The following is a 19650-nucleotide window of genomic DNA, read 5'->3' as shown; positions in this document are numbered from 1 at the left end:
GTTAGAGAACCTGAGATTAAAGTTTATAAGTAGCTTGGAAAGAGTAACTTACACCAGTTCTATAGGAAAGGAATAGTTCTTTTTCACCGGTTAGCTCATTCTTCTGATATACTCTATATCGAGTGTCAAAAATATTCTGAGCGGAAACTTTAAATTCTAAGTGATCTCCTCTTTTGGTAGTGAAAACAACGTCTGTCAAACCGACCGCTCTTTCATATGCATCAGGAAGTCCGTTTGCGCCCACTGAATAGAGTCGATCTCCGAAGTAGTTGTAATAGAAACCTAGATTATGCCTCTTTTTTTCATCTAAATGGAAATCTAATTTCACGTTAAATACGAATGGAGATTGTCCTTGCAAAGGACGAGAAAGATTGGTCGGGTTATAAGCTGCGGCTTTAGATAAAGGATCCAATATTCCGGTCTTAGCAGCGATATATTGCTCCCAAGAAATAACATCGACTCTCGACTGGATAAAGAACATATTTGTCTCGAAACGAATACGGTCAGTGATCTCTTTTCTAAAGTCGAACTCTACTCCTCGGATAGTACCTTGTTCCGCATTAAGATAAGTGAAACGTTGGCTGATACTTCCTGCTACCGGTTGACCGATCATCTCGATCGGGCTAGATATTTGTTTGAAGAAGGCTCCAACTCCAATATAATCCGAAGAAGTTAGATAATATTCATATCGAACATCATAGTTATGGATATAAGATCTTCTTAAATCAGAGTTACCAAAAATACGGTTCGCTCCGAAATAAGGAGTAAATCCAAAAGGAGATAATTCCCTTAAATCTGGACGAGTTAGCGTCTGGGTAGCGGCAACACGTAAAATTTGATTATCTTTAAACTCCCAGTTAAGATTGAATGATGGGAGCGTATCTTTTGTTCTTAATTCACCAATACCGTTATTTGTCGGATCGCAGGTATTATTTTTTACTAATGCTAAACGAACATCTTCATTGCGAACCCCACAACCATAATCAGCAAGAAACGAAGGATTGTTGACGTCTCTTGTTACGAAAGTTCTTACTTTTTGATAGCTATCTTCGTAACGAGCTCCAAAAAGAACTTTTAATTTCGGAAGTATTGGTAGTTCTACCTGAGAATAGTAAGCCTGTAATCTTTGGAATGCGTCGTATGCGTTTGATTCAACCTGTCTTTCCGAGAACGTATATGTATTTTGCTGAAAAAGAAGCGGGTTAGAATATATTTCTCCAGGGATCGGATAGAATTCTAAAGAAGAGATAGGAAAATTAGTTTTTTGTCCATATTCATGGAATCGAAAGTTTTTATCTCTTTCCAACGTATAACTTCCAAGCTTGAAGGTGGACTTTAAGCCACTCCATTGGTCGAATGGAATTTCATAGTTAAATTTAGCAGTACGGCTATTATCAACTGAATCAGAGAAGAATCTGGAAGCATCGGGGTTATTTCCTAAACGAGTGTAATTTAGAGGATTAGGATCCGAGAAAGATTTTTTCCAAACTTGCTGTTGTAAGTCCGGTTGCTCTCTAACCGCTTGCGCAAAATTTATTCTCCAATCGAATTTATGGGCTCTGTCTCCAAACCAATTTAAAGCATGATCTCCTCCAAATGTATTATGGAAGACGCGACTGCTTGTGTATTGGGTAGTTAAAGATTTAAAGTCAGCTGCGTTGATATTGTCTTGACCAACAGAATCTCGTACTACGCTTTCTCCTTGTTGAGAAAACAAAGTTTTCATAAAGATTTGCTGTCCCTTCGTTATTTCATAAGCCAAGTTTAAGTTATTTCCCCAGTTCCTTTCTTCAATATAAAGGTCTGCATCCTGCTTTTGTTGCTGGATCAATCTAGTTCCGGCAGGAGTGAGTTCTGAGATTTGGCTTGCTTGATACGTTCTTGAACTTTCTTCTCTGAACCTATAGTTTCTATTATAGGTAGATCCTACTAAAATTCCTAACCTAGAAGTGCTTCCTATTTTAAACGTATCTCCATAATTTATAGAGAAGTTCTTATCAAAAGAAGCTGGGCCTGAATTTGGAGTCCATTTTTGATTATATAACGTCGGCCCTGTTTGTGTGATTTCAGGCTGAATTCCTCCAAACATACTTCCTGGCTCAAAAACTAGACCTTTATTTCCTGAATCAGCAAGAGGATTATGTTGGTTAGAATTAACACCGCCCAACATATTCCCTTGGTTCATACTCATGAATTTATGACCAGTTGTATTGTAATTTCCGCCGGCCCCAACTGATACGCTCAGTTGTTTTTCTTCCGGATATTCCTGGGTTTCAATTTTAACAAGGCCTCCTGAAAACTCTGCAGGAAGTTCTGGAATAAACGTTTTAATGATCCTAACATTTTTAAGAACTCCAGAGGGAAAGATATCCAGAGCGACAACTCGTTTATCCGGTTCCGTAGAAGGTACTAATGTATCGTTTAATTCTGTGTTTGAATAACGTTCTCCAAGACCGCGAACGAATACGAACTTACCACCAACTAAAGTTATACCGGTGACTCTTCGTACTACTTCTCCGGCGGATGAATCAGGGCTTTTCTTAATAGCTTCTTTAGAGATTCCATCTGAAACCGCCGAAGACTTTTTTTGTAATGATAAAAGAGCAGCTTCTGCATCGTTTAAAGCTCTACCTTTCACATCCACTGTTTCAAGAGTTTGCAAACCGAAAGTTATATTCACAACTTGCGGTTTACCTGCGGTTACTGTTACGGAACGTTTCTGAGGAGAATATCCTAACATTTGAAACTCAACTTCATGAGTTCCTAAAGGAAGTTCTAGATCATAGGCACCGTCGAAATCTGATTTGGCGAATTTTTTGATGGATCGAACTACAATAGTTGCACCGAAAACGGCTTCACCATTGTCTCCATCCACGATTTTTCCTCGGATTTTTCCTACTCTTTGTCCCCAAGCAGGTGCTGAAAGGGATAGTAGTAGAAAGAATATGATAATCTTTTTAATTTTCATACGTTTATCTTTCATTTTTTTATAAATTAAGCTCCAATAACGCACAGTTTGAACTTTCCTTTGTGTTCGATTACTAATCGTATTTGTTCTAACATGATTGATCTATTTCCGACTCGTATAATCAGGTTTCCCACTCGATGACCTTTGAGAACGTTAAGTTGACGTACCTGATCTCTCCAGGTTAAGGTCTCGATCTTGATCGGTTTATTTTTTTCCTTTTTTAAAACAGCTTGAAGTTGTTCAAGTGCCACCTTTCTTCGAAGCTCAGTAATTTCCCAAGCTTGATCTAAAGGCATATTGGATGTGAGAGTGTTTTCTTCTAAAGTATTAGGTAAGAATATATCTAAATACTCTTGTTTGGTGCAGATATATTTATCTGTTTGTCCACGATTTACGGCGTCCAAATAATTTGCGACAGCGGAGTCCCTTGTTGCACTTGTTTCACTTATATCGTAGCTTTCGTGAATATGAGCTTTTAGATACTTTCGAGCTTCTTCCACTTTTTTCTGATATTCTGGATCGCCCTCTGCTTGTTCTTTTTTGCAATTATAGGATATTATGATTAATAAAAACGTTATAAACAAAAGATTGAGTATACGGTTCATTCAGACTTTTTCCGGAAATTTATTTTTATATAATTTGTATAAAAAGACCTCCCGATAGCGGGAGGTCTTTCATTCACATTGGTATTAAGCTTAGCTTAGCGAGATCTCCAAACGGTCCATCCAGCTGGCCAGTTTACAGGCACATTTACTGAATCTACTGTTTCACTCAGATTCAGAGGAACACCGCCTGTGTTACCGCTTGATACGGAAGCTGATGTTTTTAGATCTGGTTTAGTTCCAAAACCGCATCCTACTGGATCTTGAACGGAGCCGATATCAGTTACTGGGATAGAAGTAAGTGATGAAGTTCCATTGATGGTAATAAAACCATTCGCACTTGCTGCTAAAGTATCAGTTGCACTGTCGGAAACCACTGTAATGTTAGAAATAGTGTTTGAGAAACCGGAAGCTTCTCCTGCATTAATTCTAGTTGCAAAACCGTAGATCAAACCTTCAGTGAATGTTCCTAATAATCCTTCTCTTGCACGCATACCTGCGCCGCCGCTGATTCCTAAACCTAAAGTAGTGAAGTTAGCTACTGTTGGGTTAGAACAATCGGTAGTTGCAGGATTTTGAGAATTCGTACAAGTGCCGGAATGTCTTCCGTCCATTTCGAATCCATGTGGATCTGTAGAAGCAGAGCCCCCACAAGCTTTAGGATACTTGATGGAAACAAGATACTTCAAGTTTCCAGAGAAACCTTCATCCATGTCGAAGTCATCGTCCATAGAGCCTGAACCGATCATGAATTTCATATCGTGTGTGCTTGGAGCTTTACCACCGCCCCACCATTCGAAGGAGTCATCCAATCCTCTATGAGCTTGAACGAACTTGTAATCGATTGTGTTGACTGCGTATTGAGAAAGTGAGTTTAACTCGTCTCCAGGAGCTACCTCGTTTCCTGCAAACTCTACGATGGTGTATCTAAGTTTTACAGACATAGAGTTGGCGCCAGGATATGTTTGAGGAGTAGTTCCTTCGGTAGTCGAAGTACGTGTTGCGTTTCCGTTTCCGATGAATACGATTCCACCCCAGTCTCCAGGGAATCTGGAACCATGTCTCTGAGCAGAAGTGAAACATACTGGCTCAGCAGCAGTTCCTTTAGTCTCTAATTCTCCACCTTTAAAGAAAAGTGAAGATCCTCTTTCTCCGTAGATTACGGAACCTTTTGGAACGGTGACTTTTACATTATTAACAAAAACAGTTCCTCTTAATAGAGTATATTTACCTAAAGTAATTGGGCTGTTAATGTTTCCTTGGATGATTGTAGGATTTCCGATCGAATCGCAAACGTTCTCTCCAACGGTTGCATTAGGATTAGAATATACACCGGTAACAGTTACTAGAGCGAACGGAACAGCAGTTTGTCCGTTTGCTGCAACTATATGTACTCCTGACTCATTAGCGATAGTAACTGTTCCTGCTATATTTGGATCTGAAGGATCGATATTAAATACAAAATCAAAGGTTCCAAGCGGAAGAGTGTAATTTGCCGGGTTGTCTAAAATTGCATTATATTCAGCAATTCTACTCGGAGAAGCCGCAACTCCACTGTCAAAGAAACCACAACGACCACCAGTTGGATCAGATGTCCAAGCAGCTGCTGAGGTTCCTGTTCTGGATTTGTCTAGTTCTTCGCAAGTAAGTTCGCGTAAGGTATATACTGTTGCAGATACCGTGGCTGTTGCAGAAGGCACACTTAAAACAAAACCAAAGTCTCCGTTATCAGCGGGAGCGGAAGCTCCAGCACCTGATGCTGTAGTGGTAAAGTCTTTAGAGGTACTCGCTCTAACAAAAACAACTTCTCTCCGTGTTTCAGGAGTTGTAGCCGTTGCTGCAGTTCCTGTGGAAAGAGCAACATCGGAACCCGAATTTCCTTTTCTAACTTTTGCGGCTATAGACGCCTTAGCGTAAGTGGTATTTCCACTTAGTCCAGCTAAAGCTAAACCAGTAAGGTCACCGCCTCCGCCGGAATCACAGCCTACAAGAGCAATAGCAACTGCAAGAGCGCTAACTGCTTTCGAGACTTTTTTATTTAAAGATTTCATGGATCGAATTTCTCCTATTCATTCTGAAAAGAGGCCGAAATCCGATCGACCTCGAGGATTATGTTAGATAAAATACTTTACGACTTGATTACGTACTTGTTAAGGTTTTGGTTCTTTAGGGTAAAAGTAGTATTACTAAGAAAATCCCACCGAAAATTGCATAATCAGTGTATCTTTCCTTATCAGGATAGTTTTCCTGATCCTTTTGTTTCCACTCTACGGGTTTTGCTTCAACAGTAACGGACGTTCTGTCAAAACCTCTACGGGAGCCGTCTTCGAACTCAACGATCACACCCTGTTCTGTCTGAGTAGTTTTTACGTTCTCAATCACTTCTTTGGTTTTAGTATTGGTCACTGTATCTGCAGAAAGGTTTCCCAAACATATTAGAAAAATTGAAATTGTAATAATAGTTCTCGTAATCATAATGTAATACTTCCGATTCACTGTATCCTCCTTATGGAAAGTATGGATACTCGTGCAATTCGATTAAGACGAGAACTGTTACAAACAGATTAAATGTAATAATGTAAAAGAATGAGAAGAGAAGGAACTAATCGAATCTGATTAGTCGTAAAGTTGCGGAGAAGTGTAGTTAGGTTTGAACGAATTTCTCTAATTCTTCTAAGAGGATAGGTTTACTTAAAAAATATCCCTGCGCTTCGTCGCAGCCTAGGTCTTTAATCTTGCGCATTTGCATTTCTGTTTCTACACCTTCTGCTGTGATGCGGAGTCCTAAACTTTTTCCTAATGCGACGATTGTTTTAGAAATCGCTAACGAATTCGCATCTGTTAGGATTTTGCGGACAAAGGATTGATCCACCTTCAAAGTTTTGAGTGGTATTTTACTTAAATAAGAAAGACTGGAGTATCCTGTTCCGAAATCGTCCAAAGCAAGAGAAATTCCCCAGGAATGCAATTCTCCTAAAATTTCCAAAGCGGATTGTATATTGGTAATTAAGCTGGATTCAGTTATTTCAAGCTCCAGGTCTTCCACGCTTAAACTATTCTTCTCCAATATATCCAAAACTTTCTTAGTTATATTCTTATCTTCCAATTGTTTAGCGGATAAATTTACGGAAATACGGATGGGAGGAAGTCCTCTCTTCTTCCAATTTCCCAGGTCTTCCATGGATTTAGAAAGAACCCATTCTCCCATTTCTCCAATAATACCACTTTCTTCTGCAATAGGGATGAATATAGTGGGGGAGATGACTCCGTATTCAGGATGATTCCATCTCAGTAAAGCTTCTGCCGAGATCTTTTTGCCTGTTTGAACTTCAATCCTGGGCTGATATTGAATGAACAATTGATTTTTAGAGATCGCAAGTTTTAGATCCTTTTCGAGAAGATATTTCTCCTTCATTCTTTCTTTCCATTCGGAAGAATAGGTTTGGATCTTAGAAGTTCCAGAAAGTTTCGCTTGGCTTAATGCAGTCTCAGATTTCCATAAAAGTTGGTCGGAAGATTTTCCATCATAAGGAAAAACTGATATTCCGATTCGGATCTCTGAAGAGATCTGTTGGTCTACAACGTTTAACGGAGAAGATGTGCTGTCTTGGATCTTTCCTGCCCAAATCTCAGAATCAGTTTCTAAAATTTGGGAAGAAGAAGGTAAGGGGAAAAAGGAGAATTCCCCATCTCCAGTTCTTGCTAGAACTGTTTCAGGCCCAAGCATTGTTTCCAATTTTTGCACCAATGATCTTAGATAAAGATCTCCCATATGCACACCAAAATTGGATCGTATTTGTTTTAAATGGGTCGCTTCTAAAGAAAGAATCGGAAAGCTTAATATTTCTTCTCTCATAGAAAGTTCATGTAAAGAGTTACTTAATCTTTCTAAGAATAGATCTCTGTTCGGTAATCCGGAAAGCCCATCATAGTTTGCCATATAATGGATGAGATCATCCAACTTTCGCACTGTTGTAACGGTATCCGCCATCAATGAACCGGCTTCGTCTTGGAATACCGTAGGTAGATTTGGGATCTCTCTTTCGCTCAGATATCTGTTTAGGGATTTGGAAGTGAGTACAACCGGAGTTAAAAGTTTATGTAATGCAAGAAGTGTAGCCGCAGTTCCTACAAGAGTCGCCACAAGTGCGATTCCTAGAATTTTCAGGGCAGTTTGTATATCTTGTACTGTGGAAATTACGAAAAATAACAGAAGTGTGATTAGTGGAACATGGGTCCCGAGGAATGCGACCAGCATAATTTTACTGGAATAGGTTTTAAGAATTCGGATCTTGCTAAGATAGGAATAGAAATTTAATCCGTTAAGACTCATCAAAGTTTCCTTCTGATTGGAACGTTATACGTTTTAGCTTGGATGTTGTGATTTTCGTCTTAGGAGGGAATGTTTTCTACTTATAACCATGCTTTTGAAGAGGTCTTCCTAAACAAGGACAAAAAACAAAAGGGCTAGGTAGAAGTATTTAGTTGATAATTTATTTTCCGAATGGTGGAGTTCCAACACCTTAATGAAAATAGATCTGGCCTCTCATTGTTATACTCCGCCTGCACTTCTGGCGCGGAATCTACGTGAACTCTGTGCTTTCCGTGCTAATAGAATTAAAAAAAAAGTTTCGCATAGAGAACACGGGAGCACACAGGGAAAAAATAAATCCTTAGTATTCTTCGCGTCCGCCCAGACCATCCTCTTGCTTGGATCGCTGGTTTAGCCTAATTTAAAACAATTGTTAGAAAAAGCGCAAGCTCAGAGATTTTTTTCTTGCCCAGAATCGGATTTATGTTATAATACCAAACGTTCGAAATAAATTAAATCGATTGATTTTCCCGGAGAATTGCGGGATAGGAGAGAGAGATGAGTGTAGGGAAAAGATTATCCTTCTTGATCGCGTACCTGATTCCGGTCTTGGCCGTGGTGGGTTATTATTTGGGAGGCAGTTTCAATTTTTTAACTTTGGCGGTAGTATTCGGAATTCTTCCGATCATGGATCTTTGGATAGGCCCGGATGCGAGCAATCCAAAGGAAGAAGAAGTTCCGGAACTTCAAAAGGAATTTTATTTTAGATTTCTAACCTATGGATGGGCGTGGATCCAATTTGTTTTAGTGATTTGGGCTTTGTGGGAGATCCAAACTCAAACTCTTTCTTCATTGGAATGGGGAGCTTTCGTTGTAGCAATCGGTGTAAATACCGGAGGGATCGGGATCACTGTCGCTCACGAACTCGGACACAAAAACACTAAAATTGAACAATGGTATTCTAAGTTTATTCTGATGACCGTATGTTATATGCACTTCTTTATAGAGCATAACCGTGGACATCATGTGAATGTTTCAACTCATGAAGACCCAGCTTCCAGTAGAAAAGGTGAGTCTTTCTTTGCGTTTTATCCAAGAACTGTTGTAGGTAGTTTGACTAGCGCTTGGAATTTAGAGAAAAAAAGATTAAGCAAACTTGGCAAGTCCGCTTGGACATTTGATAATGAAATGATCACGTCAATGATCATTCCCGTTTTGTTTATCTCTGCAGTGACAGGGGTTTTTTATGCGATCACTGGAAACTTGAACTGGCAAGTACCTGCATTCTTCTTTGTTCAAAGTTGGATTGCTTTCTCTTTATTGGAACTTGTGAATTATATAGAACATTATGGTTTGGCTCGTAAGGAATTGTCTCCTGGAAAATTCGAGAAGGTCCTTCCAATCCATTCTTGGAACCAAAACTTCAGTCTGTCTAACGCGTTCTTATTCCAATTGCAAAGACATTCGGATCATCATGCGAACGCAGGAAGGAGATATCAATCGTTACGACATTTCGAAGAAAGTCCGCAACTTCCTTATGGGTATGAGCTGATGATACTTCTGGCTTTATTTCCTCCGCTTTGGTTCAAGGTGATGGATAAAAAATTGGAAGAATGGAAGAGCCAACATGGAGGATTATCCGCAAAGCCTTCCGGAAAACGGGAACCTGCTACTGCATAATCCTGTCTAAAAAATAGATCTTTTTGGTAAAGAGTTAGAGGCTGCCCTCTAACTCTTCTTTTTTCTGGGAATGAGAAAGTTCCCTTTTAGTTTTTGTATTTTTCTAAAACTTTCAGGGTTCTTTGTATGTCGTCTCTTTGCTGTTGGAGATCCTTCTTCAATAGTTCAGGAAGTTTTTTATTTTGATCCAAAAACTCCTGTGTTCTTTTTAGAAGGTTTGGATCCGGTTCGAATGAAGGGAACATCATATGACCGAATGCAGATGCAAAATGAGGATCTCTTGTTTCATATACTGAGATTACCGAATTAAAATAAGAATCAGTATAAGAAACTAAAAGTTGCTTCTGGTGATTCCATTGGAACCCTCTCATTCCGTATCTTAAGAAGTCAGTAGAATCTCCTTCTTTAGGTTTTAGGAACCTTTCCCAGGATTCTTTTTTGGCTTTAGGATCTGGGAAAGATACTTTTGCTAAGAATGCTTTTTTAGCTCCTAAGTCAGTATTGTCTTTTGTGGTTTCTTCTTCGATCCGTTTGGAAGATTCAGGATCTCCATAAGCACTGAGTCTGGAAAGAATGACCCAACGTCTTTCTTGGTCCATAGCGATCCCAGGAATACTTTTTTTCTGGTCCAGTAATTCTTTCAGGTAGGAGAGCTGTTCGGGTGATTTAGAAGTATTTTCTAATATTCTAAACCATAATATTTGTTCCTGCTCAGGATTTTGAGCTAGAAGAGATTTTTCTTTGGCGATAGCGTTTAGTTTATCGGACCAGATTCTTTTCTCAGCTTCCGGAATATAATTATCGATTACAGTAAGTGCTTTGGTAAGTATATGGCTGTTTCGAACGGATAGATCCGGTTCTTTCAATCCTTGGTCCAAGGCAAGTTCCAGGAATTCTTTAGGAGAAAGTTCCGCATCTCTTACCATTTGCCATAAACTTCCCCATACAACTCTTCTGGAAAAACGATCTTTTAAAGTGTGAAGACTTCTTTTTAAGATTGGGAGCGACTCTTTGCTTAGGTAGGTTTTAGCATAAGCAAAGTCTTCTGTGTTTAAAAGTAGAAGGTCAGCTTCTCCCGTATAGTTCTCTTCTAAGAGAGTTTCTTTTCCTTTTACGAGTACTCTTTTTTTCCAAACTTCTTCCAGAAATCCGTTTTTCTCTCTGAATAAGGAAGCTTGGAGTGCATGAGTACGCAGAAGTCCATTTGTCGCAGAGGGTCCTTGGTGTAAAAATAATCTACCATCTTGTCTGACTGGACTAAGAGTATTGACTCCAGTTGTTTCTAACCATTCTTTACTCCAACCTCGGATATCGATCCCGCTTGTTTCAGACATACAGGAAAGAAAATCATTTAGAACTGTATTCTTCTCCGCATGTCTTTTGAAATAAAGCCTCATCGCATCTCTGAATTTTTCTTCTCCGACGTAATACATTAATTGGCGAAGAACTGAGGCACCTTTGGAATAAGAGATCCCATCAAAATTGCTGATCGCTTCGAGTGTATTCTCTGCTTTTCCCGCAATAGGGTGGGTGGTGGAAAGTTGGTCTTCTCTATAAGCCCATTCTTCTCTTACATAAAAATGTTCTAATGCATCGGGGAAAATTTTTCCATTAGACATAGAGTAGTAGGAAAGATAATCCGCAAAACTTTCATTCAGCCAGAGATCGTTCCACCATTTCATTGTGACCAGGTTTCCGAACCACATATGGACCATTTCGTGATACACTGTGTTTGCTCTATTTAAATATTCAGAATAGATTCGTGGTCCACGGAAAATATAACTTTCGGAGAATGTAACAGCTCCCACGTTCTCCATGGCTCCCATATTGAATTCTGGAACGAATATCTGGTCGTATTTTCCGTATGGATAAGGAACTCCGAAATATTCCTGCAAGAAGCCGAATGCTTCTTTGGTGATCGCAAATAAATTTTCAGCATCCATATACTTGGAAAGAGATTTTCTGCAGAATATTCTAAGAGGAATTTCTCCCGCCTTATCTTCCCAAACTGCATAAGGTCCTACAATCAGAGAAAATAGATAAGTGGAGAATTTTTTGGTTTTATTGAATTTTATGTTTTTATAATTTCCCTGGGTTTCTTCCGATTTCGGAACTGTGTTATGGATATATGTCCATTCAGAAGGCCCTGTAATCTCCAATTCATAACTAGCTTTTAGATCCGGTTGGTCGAAAGAAGGAAATAGTCTATGAGCTTCGAATGGTTCGAAGTCGGTATGCATATATTCCGCTTTGTCAGAAGGGTCTGTAAATTTATGAAAACCGGAACCACTATGATCAAATGCATTTTTGTATTTGATCTTAAGTTCGTTTTTACCTTCTGCTAATAATTCTCCAGTAAGGAAGAGTGCAGATTCTTTCTTTTCGTAATTTGTTTCTTCTTTTCCGTTTAGCCAAAGTATCTCAATCTTCTTAGATACAAAATCTACTTTGAGTTTCCCTTTTTTGCCACCGTTGTATACGAATCGAACTGTGGTCTCTCCCTCATATTCTTGGGATCCTTTTTCCAGTTTTAATTTTAAGGAGTAGTCCACCTCGGAGATCTGCCCGGAGCGGAGCATTGCTTCTTGTTGAGTAAGAATATTGTCCATATTAAACCGTTATATCCTTTAGATCCATTTTTCTGAGACGAGGTGCGATTGCGGTAACAATCCCTACGGTTAGGAGAGTGAGTGTTCCTCCTATAACCACGGAAGGAACTAGTCCAAACGCTTTTGCGGTCGCTCCCGATTCAAATGCTCCGAGTTCGTTAGAGGAACCAATGAATATATTATTCACTGCGGAAACTCTTCCTCTCATATGTTCCGGAGTATACATTTGGACGATTGTATGGCGGATCACAACGCTTACCATATCGAAGGAACCGCTTACGATCAATGCCGCGCAAGATAAGTAGAAGTTCCTGGAAAGTGCGAATACGATCATACAAATCCCAAAACCAAATACACTACTGAGTAATATGACTCCTGAATTTGTTTTAGGAGGTTTGACCGCAATAAATAATGCGCAAAGAACAGCACCGATAGCAGGAGCAGATCTTAAAATTCCGTAATATTCAGGACCCATGCCTAAAACTTCTCTGGAGAATGTAGGGATAAGTGCGACTGCTCCACCGAATAATACAGCGAATAGATCCAAACTGATCGCACCTAAGATCAATTGATGACCAAACACAAACTTCCAACCGGTCCCCAAACTTTTCCAGATAGATTCCTTCTCTCCTTGCTTTTCTGGAACAGGTTTTGAAGGAACAAGTAACAAAAGAAATAGGGAGAATATCATAATGCAGAAGTCAGCAAGATAAGCAGTTTGCACTCCGTTAAATCCGGTGAGAAGTCCTCCGAGCATAGGACCTAAAACTGCGGAACCTTGCCAAGCAACACCGCTCCAAGTAGCAGCATTCGGAAAAATTTCCTTAGAGACTAATTGAGTTTGGAAGGCTGCAATGCTTGGAGATAAAAATCCTCTGCAAATTCCGGAGAAGAAGATCACAGAATAGATCGGATAGACCCAATATTTTTCGATCACCCATTCGAAACCGGGAAGAGTGAATAATAAAAGTAAGAAGGAACTAAAAGTAAGACCGCTTAAGGAAAGAAAGATAATTTTCTTCCTAGGAAAACTATCCACAACCAAACCTGAAAAAAGAGAAACGGCTACATTCGGCACAAGCTCAGCAAAACCGATCAACCCTACAAAAAATGCATCCTGAGTAATATGATCTATCTGCCAGAAGACCACAGTGGATTGCATAACGAACGAAAGTGTGACCAAAAATTTTCCGGCCAAAAAGTTCCTGAACTCAGGAACTTGTAAAGAGACGAATGGGCTCGTGTTTGTGGAATTTGTCATGAGATAGTTCTACTTCTTCTTATCTCCGTATTTTAAAAAGAATAATCCGAATGCCGCCACGACCATTGCGTGGTGTAGGATATTCTTCTCTAAAATTTCGGGAATCTTGTTTAATGGATATTGATACACTTCTATTTGTTCGCTTTCGTCCAGTTCCTGTCCACCCGGATGAAGGGTTACATTTCTGGCGATATAAGTATGACACCAATTATTCATGAAGGCAGGATTTGCAGAAACCTTTCCTAAATATTCCCAATCGTCTGAGATAAATCCAGTTTCTTCTCTCAACTCAGCCTGCGCAGATTCTAAAATAGAATTTTTTTCTGCGATGCCTCCTGGAATTTCCAGGCAATAAGAATGTAAACCATGTCTGTATTGATCGATCAAAATTACATTTCCGTCGGAGGTGAGTGCGATCACGTTTACCCAATCCTTGGAATCTACTTCAAAAAAATTGCCTGAGATTGTTTTGTCCGGAGAAACTTTCCGAACGGAGACTAACTCGAAAATTGGAGTTTTGAATGCGGAAGTTTTTTCACCTTCTTCCCAAAGATTGGAATCAGGGAGGTAATTTTCTGGGCGGAATTCTTGCATATCTGCCGTTTCTTCCAGTTTTTTGAAATCCGTTCAGATTCGCAAACCTTTGCCTGTACGCGGTTGACAAGAAGAGAAAAATCAGGATTATGTCGCTTATAGCTGGGGTTCGAAAAACCAAATTTTTCGGATCCTGAAATTATTTTGCCTTCATAAAATCTGATGAAAGAAGATACAAATCAAAGTCTGGATCTATTTTCCCATCTGGAATTTCCGGAACAAAAGCCGGAAGAGCCTACACAAGATCTACCATTACTTAGCTTTTCGGAAAGTATTTCAGTTCCGAAAGAAGAAGGTCCGCAAGTAGTAGGAAGTACCGCTAGTTCTCCGCCAGAAGAAGTACAAGAAGAATCCTATGGTTCTTCTTTTTATGACGAAGACGATTTTTCAGAAAATGAAACTCCGGACTTCGTTTCTAATCCATCATCAACCGAAATCGCGGATATTACCGACCAAGAGACAATGGTAGTGGCTCCCGGCCAGCCTGAACTTTCTAAGAATCCGGTCTCGATTGAGATTCAATCTGGGAACACGGAAGTATCCGAGGAGATTTCAGAAGAAGTATTCGAAGTATCTCCGACTTCCGAAATTTCTCCCGATTCTGAAATTTCCCCCGCAGAAAAACCTTCTGCTCCTAAAAGAAAAAGAGAAGAAAGACCTAAGGAGCCTCGAGACTCCGCAGCCATTTTTCAAAGTCTTTCTCCGGAACAGGCTCGTGCAGTCCAAACAGTTCATGGACCAATTTTGATTTTTGCGGGTGCAGGTTCTGGGAAAACAAGAGTGATCTCGAATCGGATCGCTCATATGATCCAAGACCATCATATTCCTGCGGGAAAGATTGTTGCATTGTCCTTCACAAATAAAAGTGCAAAGGAAATGGGAGAAAGGGTTCGTAAACTGATTCCTAGAAATTTATTAAAAGGAATTACTCTTTCTACATTCCATTCGCTCGGACTTGGAATTTTAAAAAAACATATTGAGAAGCTGGAATATAAACAACCTTTCCTTCTTCTGAACCAAGCCGACCAAGAAGGTCTTGTGACTGGGATGCTTGTGGCCCAAAAGCTCGAACCTAAACGTCCTCAGATCATGGAAGTTCTTTCTAAAATTTCCAGGATCAAAAACTCAGGAGAAGATTATTTAGCGGATATGAGAACCTCTATGAACGAGGGAGATCTTCTCGCTGCTTCTCTTTTTCAACAATACCAAGACACTTTAAAAGAACAGAACTCAATCGACTTCGATGATCTAATCCTTCTACCTTCCAAACTTTTAAGACAATTCGAAGAAGTTAGAGATGAATACCATAAAAAGTTCCAATACTTCATGGTGGATGAGTTCCAAGATACAAACCCGATCCAATATGAATTTTTAAGGGCACTCATGGGAGAATCGGACAATCTATGTGTGGTAGGTGATGACGATCAATCCATCTATGCATTCAGAGGTTCCGATGTAAGTTTGATCTTAGGATTCGAAAACGATTTTGAAGGTGCGAGTGTAATCCGCCTTTTAGAAAATTATAGATCCACTGATATTATTGTCTCCGCTGCAAACTCTCTTATTCGCCACAATCTTTCTAGAAGATCCAAAGAACTTTTTTCGAAAGTTCCTGGTGCACTGAAAGTGAAGTATGTGGAAAGAAGTGATGAGAAAGACGAAGCGGAATGGGTGGCGGATAGTATCCGAGAAGAGATCATCAAACAAGCAAGAAAGGGAAGCCAGATTGCAATCTTATTCCGTACTAACTTTCAATCTAGACCATTTGAAGAAGCATTCCGAGCCAGGGAAATGCCTTATAAGGTAGTAGGTGGATATAACTTCTTCGATCGTAAGGAAGTCAGGGATCTGATCTCGTATATCCGTTTGATCGCTAACCAAAAGGACGATGCATCTTTATTAAGAATTATTAATTATCCAAAACGTGGGATCGGTGCAGGCTCCATCTCTCTTGTGCATGAAAAAGCGGCTCAGAACAAAGAATCTCTTTATGAGACATTATTCAGGGTCTGTGAATCTCCGGATTTTATTCCGGATCTGAATCGCAAAATTTCTTCTGAGATCTATAATTTCGTAAATCTGATCGAAAAGGCTAAGAAAAAGTTTTCTTCTTCTCCAAGACTATTCTTCGCATTACGAGAGTTAATCGCAGATCTTGGTTTGGAAAAAGAGATCGTATTAGAAGAGAAAGAGGAGAAGGTCGCAAAGGCTCGTATCTATAATATGTCCGAGCTTGTGAACATGTTGGCATTTTTCGAAGAGAATAATGACTCAGGTGAAAAGCCCACTTTATTCGATTTTATCAACCGTTTGGCGATGTTGATGGAAGATGAACCTAATGATGAGAAGGAAGATAATCGAGTACAGTTACTCACCATTCACCAATCCAAAGGTTTGGAATTCGAGTCTGTTTATGTCGTAGGACTGGAAGAGGGGATTTTACCTTCCGGAAGAGCTACTGTAGAAGACCAATCTGTGGACGAAGAGCGCCGTTTGATGTATGTAGCGATGACTCGGGCGAAGAGGCATTTATGCTTGACAGGTGCTGCTAATCGCCGCAAATTTGGGGAGCAATTGGCCTCCGAGCCTTCTCGTTTCCTAAAAGAGATAGATCCGGAGACTTTGGACTGGCTTTCTAATGAAGAAACCAGACAACAGGAGACTAGTGACTTCCTGCAAGAACTCGAAAAATTGAAAATCGGATGAGAAAATGAGTAAATATCTGACAATATTGTTTATCGGAGCTCAATTCCTCCTCTACTGTGCAAGTACACAAAAAGAAGGGGCGGTTTCCGCCAATTTAGAGACTCAGGTCCGAGCGGAAATCAAGGGAATAGACCAGCAATTGGCTGATTTACACCCTGAAGACAAAAAACGTTCCGAGCTACTCCTCCAAAAATCCAAACTTTTACTAAAAATCGAATCTTTCAAAGAAGCCTCTCTCGTTCTGAGAGAAGTTCAAAATTCCAAAGATGGTCGTAATCTTCAACATTTGGACCATTATTTAGGTTCGGCTTACCTGGGGATTAATGACTACGATAATGCTATCGTTCATTTCCGTAAGTCAGACAATGTGGATCGCGATTTTGAGTCTGTTACCCGCAAAAAGATGTGGGCAAAAGCATATTTTGAAGATGAGAAATATGGCCAGGCTCTTGGAATTTTAGGCAGAGCTTCCAGAGAGAAAAACTTTGAAAAAGATCTATTCTACTATGAAACCGTAGTAGTTAGCTTCTACAGAATTAAGGAATACAAAAGATGTCAGTTGGTTCTGGAAGAGGGATTACAGAAATTTCCGGAAAGCCTAGTACTGAAGGAAACCTCGGAGAAAATCAACCAGGTTCTCCAACGGTAATTCACCTCAAAATTTTAATCCCGAAAAATCCATTCTTTAAGAAAGACAGCGTCACATTCAGGGTCGCTGTCCCTGCTAAACTGCATCGATTTGTATCTTCTTCTTTTCGAAAGATACAGACAATTACTGAAAAACCTTCCTTTAGAAAGATCTCAATTGCTCTGATTGTAATCTTCCTTCTTCTCGCTGCGGCAAAAGAAACTGCAGAATGGTACTTCGTGAGAAGAGTGTTGGATTTGCGCGGAGTGAAGGAACTCACTCGCGGGTTCATCAATGAAGAATTGGACAGAGCAGTAACGCTGGGAGTCGTAGAATACGAATTTCCAAACCATGTATTTATAGAAGATCTCAAAATTTCCAGCGACGAAGACTTTGCCTCTCAGCGGATGATCTTCAAAGCGAACAAAATTGAATTATTATTAAGAGGTCTTTGGAAAGGACAACCTTCTGTAAAAGCGATCCGAGTGCGTAATGCACAATTGAGTATCGATCTGGAAGATAAGATCTCTGGAGAAATTTTATCCTATATCCATAAGATCAATATTCCTGAGATCAGATTAGAAGATACTACTGTCACTGTATACAAAGGTGGTAAAGTGCTTCTGGAGAATGTGAAGGGAATCGATTTTAATATCCGAAAAGAGGATACTAAGATTAATGTTCAAATTTCTGATTCTTTATTTCCTATTCCTGGATTTAGATATGTGAACGGAAAGTTCAGCACGGATATCGGAAGTAAAAATATGAATCTGGAAATTTTGTTTAAGAATGCTAAGGCAGAATCTTCCGGGGGTTTATATTCTGAATTCTCTCAATTCTATCCTAAAAAGGGAAAAATTTCAGGTCGCGCAATTTTAGAATCTGACGGAACCAATCTAAAGGTCCAGGGTAAAACAGAATTTTCTAATGTAAATGGGATTGTTTTACAGGAACTTCCATTACAAAGCGAAGTCTGGGAATGGAAAGATATAGATCTGGAACATGAATGGACCCGGGATCAAAAAGGTGATGTCTTCACTGAAGAACATAAGGTATTCTCAGGAGAGGATAAACTCACTCTTCTAAAATCTAAAAATGAGAAGGGACTGAAGACCTGGGATTTAAGTCTTACTGTCCAAGACCTGGACGATATCCGCAATTTTCTGCCTGTTTCTTCTGATTTGGAAACTCTTGGTGGAAGTCTGGACTTGCATTGGAAAGGTGCTGAAACAGGAAGTTATGGAGACTGGATGAAGTCAGAGGCAAAATTCTCTCTCCAAGATTTCAGATGGAAGGATCCTTATTTAGATCTGGAAATCAAAGATGCGGATCTGGGTTGGAATCCTGCGGGAGTTTTGGAAGCAAAATTGAAAGGTAAACAATTTGGTCTTCCTTGGTCTGCAAATCTAAAAGGCAAAACAGGATATAGGAAAGGTGTAAAGGGCGACGGAACCGCTTACTTTCCTTTGCAGGGAGAATATAATCTAGAGTTAGAGACAGACTCACTTGTTCTTTCTAACTTTTTTCCTTTGTATAGTTCCATTCGCCAATGGGTCAGAGAAGATATTCATACCAGAATGGAGAAGTTGATCCCTGAAATTAATTTTACTAGAACTCCAATCTATAAATACTTTTTGGAAAATCCTACGGGCACTCTTAAACTTACGGCCAAGGAAGTGAAATGGGATCTTGGGCTTCCTACTATGGGCAAGTTAGATGTGGGTTTAAAATTTGCACCTTCTCAGTCAAGATTGGATGCTAATATTGCCGGAACAGGAACTGCTAAATTGAATTCATATTTTACTTACGGAACTGATAATCCTTATTTCGGAATTGATTTTGAAACGATCAATCTGGCATGGGGAGTTCCAAGTTTTTCTTTTTGTGGTGGGGACTTGATCCCAGAAAGTTTAGATTCAGATGGGAATATACGATTTAACGGAAATAATTTCTTAGACATTCACGATAGAATGTACATCACCATTGATAAGGTGAAACTTTCGAATACAGTTTGGAAAGGGAAGGGAGAATTTCCTGTACCAGTTCCTCCTAAGTTTGAGATGGGATTTGACTATTGGAATCCGGGTAGTCCTCCTAAAAGAAATGTTTATTGGAAAGGCGGAAATGTTAGTGCGACTGCGAATTCTTATATTGATTCTGATTCCGTGAAATACTTTGTAACTGGTAACACTTACTCACTTTCCAGTGAATCAAATTCTGCAGTTCCAATTTCTGCATTTGCGTTTAAGATAAAGGAAAATAGCGCTGGTTGTGTGAAGGAGTAAGAGGT

12 protein-coding genes are annotated in these 19650 nt (G+C 39.6%); 4 read left to right on the top strand and 8 right to left on the bottom strand.

Annotation, left to right across the window (positions count from 1 at the left end):
- Positions 1 to 16: 16 nt before the first annotated feature.
- The 5 genes from B1C82_RS06885 to B1C82_RS06865 all read right to left on the bottom strand — a co-directional run bounded on the left by B1C82_RS06885 (position 17) and on the right by B1C82_RS06865 (position 7903).
- Positions 17 to 2968, bottom strand: a complete 2952-nt coding sequence (locus tag B1C82_RS06885) for a TonB-dependent receptor domain-containing protein (protein WP_086446923.1) — start codon at positions 2966 to 2968, stop codon at positions 17 to 19.
- A 26-nt stretch (positions 2969 to 2994) separates the two neighbouring features.
- Complete coding sequence (locus B1C82_RS06880) at positions 2995 to 3573, bottom strand: hypothetical protein (RefSeq protein WP_086446847.1); 579 nt, start codon at positions 3571 to 3573, stop codon at positions 2995 to 2997.
- Positions 3574 to 3668: 95 nt separating this feature from the next.
- Complete coding sequence (locus B1C82_RS06875) at positions 3669 to 5621, bottom strand: hypothetical protein (RefSeq protein WP_086446846.1); 1953 nt, start codon at positions 5619 to 5621, stop codon at positions 3669 to 3671.
- Between the two features lie 115 nt (positions 5622 to 5736).
- The gene (locus B1C82_RS06870) at positions 5737 to 6045 is read right to left on the bottom strand and encodes an LIMLP_04285 family protein (RefSeq protein ID WP_086446845.1); all 309 of its coding nucleotides are present in this window, start codon (positions 6043 to 6045) and stop codon (positions 5737 to 5739) included.
- Between the two features lie 169 nt (positions 6046 to 6214).
- On the bottom strand, positions 6215 to 7903 hold the full coding sequence (locus B1C82_RS06865; RefSeq protein WP_086446844.1) for a putative bifunctional diguanylate cyclase/phosphodiesterase: 1689 nt from the start codon (positions 7901 to 7903) through the stop codon (positions 6215 to 6217).
- 537 nt (positions 7904 to 8440) lie between these two features.
- On the opposite strand from B1C82_RS06865, the gene B1C82_RS06860 reads away from it, so the two are divergent.
- Positions 8441 to 9562: an alkane 1-monooxygenase gene (locus B1C82_RS06860; RefSeq protein ID WP_086446843.1), complete on the top strand. Its 1122-nt coding sequence runs from the start codon at positions 8441 to 8443 to the stop codon at positions 9560 to 9562.
- A gap of 86 nt (positions 9563 to 9648) precedes the next feature.
- Here B1C82_RS06860 and pepN read toward each other — a convergent pair whose 3' ends face one another.
- From pepN to B1C82_RS06845, 3 genes are read right to left on the bottom strand one after another with little or no spacing between them, the layout of a single operon-like run.
- Complete coding sequence (gene pepN, locus B1C82_RS06855; RefSeq protein ID WP_086446842.1) at positions 9649 to 12171, bottom strand: aminopeptidase N; 2523 nt, start codon at positions 12169 to 12171, stop codon at positions 9649 to 9651.
- Between the two features lies 1 nt (position 12172).
- The gene (locus B1C82_RS06850; RefSeq protein ID WP_086446841.1) at positions 12173 to 13432 is read right to left on the bottom strand and encodes an MFS transporter; all 1260 of its coding nucleotides are present in this window, start codon (positions 13430 to 13432) and stop codon (positions 12173 to 12175) included.
- A 9-nt stretch (positions 13433 to 13441) separates the two neighbouring features.
- The gene (locus B1C82_RS06845) at positions 13442 to 14026 is read right to left on the bottom strand and encodes an NUDIX hydrolase (protein ID WP_086446840.1); all 585 of its coding nucleotides are present in this window, start codon (positions 14024 to 14026) and stop codon (positions 13442 to 13444) included.
- Between the two features lie 162 nt (positions 14027 to 14188).
- On the opposite strand from B1C82_RS06845, the gene B1C82_RS06840 reads away from it, so the two are divergent.
- From B1C82_RS06840 to B1C82_RS06830, 3 genes are read left to right on the top strand one after another with little or no spacing between them, the layout of a single operon-like run.
- On the top strand, positions 14189 to 16732 hold the full coding sequence (locus B1C82_RS06840; RefSeq protein ID WP_086446839.1) for an ATP-dependent helicase: 2544 nt from the start codon (positions 14189 to 14191) through the stop codon (positions 16730 to 16732).
- Between the two features lie 4 nt (positions 16733 to 16736).
- Positions 16737 to 17381: a tetratricopeptide repeat protein gene (locus B1C82_RS06835; protein WP_086446838.1), complete on the top strand. Its 645-nt coding sequence runs from the start codon at positions 16737 to 16739 to the stop codon at positions 17379 to 17381.
- Positions 17285 to 19645 carry an LIC_12586 family protein gene (locus B1C82_RS06830; RefSeq protein ID WP_234008500.1) on the top strand — a complete coding sequence of 787 codons (2361 nt, stop codon included), beginning with the start codon at positions 17285 to 17287 and terminating at the stop codon, positions 19643 to 19645. The genes B1C82_RS06835 and B1C82_RS06830 overlap by 97 nt, the downstream gene beginning before the upstream one ends.
- Positions 19646 to 19650: the final 5 nt, after the last annotated feature.

The sequence above is a fragment of the Leptospira venezuelensis genome (genome assembly GCF_002150035.1).
GTDB classification, from domain to species: Bacteria; Spirochaetota; Leptospiria; order Leptospirales; family Leptospiraceae; genus Leptospira_B; species Leptospira_B venezuelensis.
Note: the sequence above shows the minus strand (reverse complement) of the source record. Positions and strands in the feature narration are given on the sequence as shown.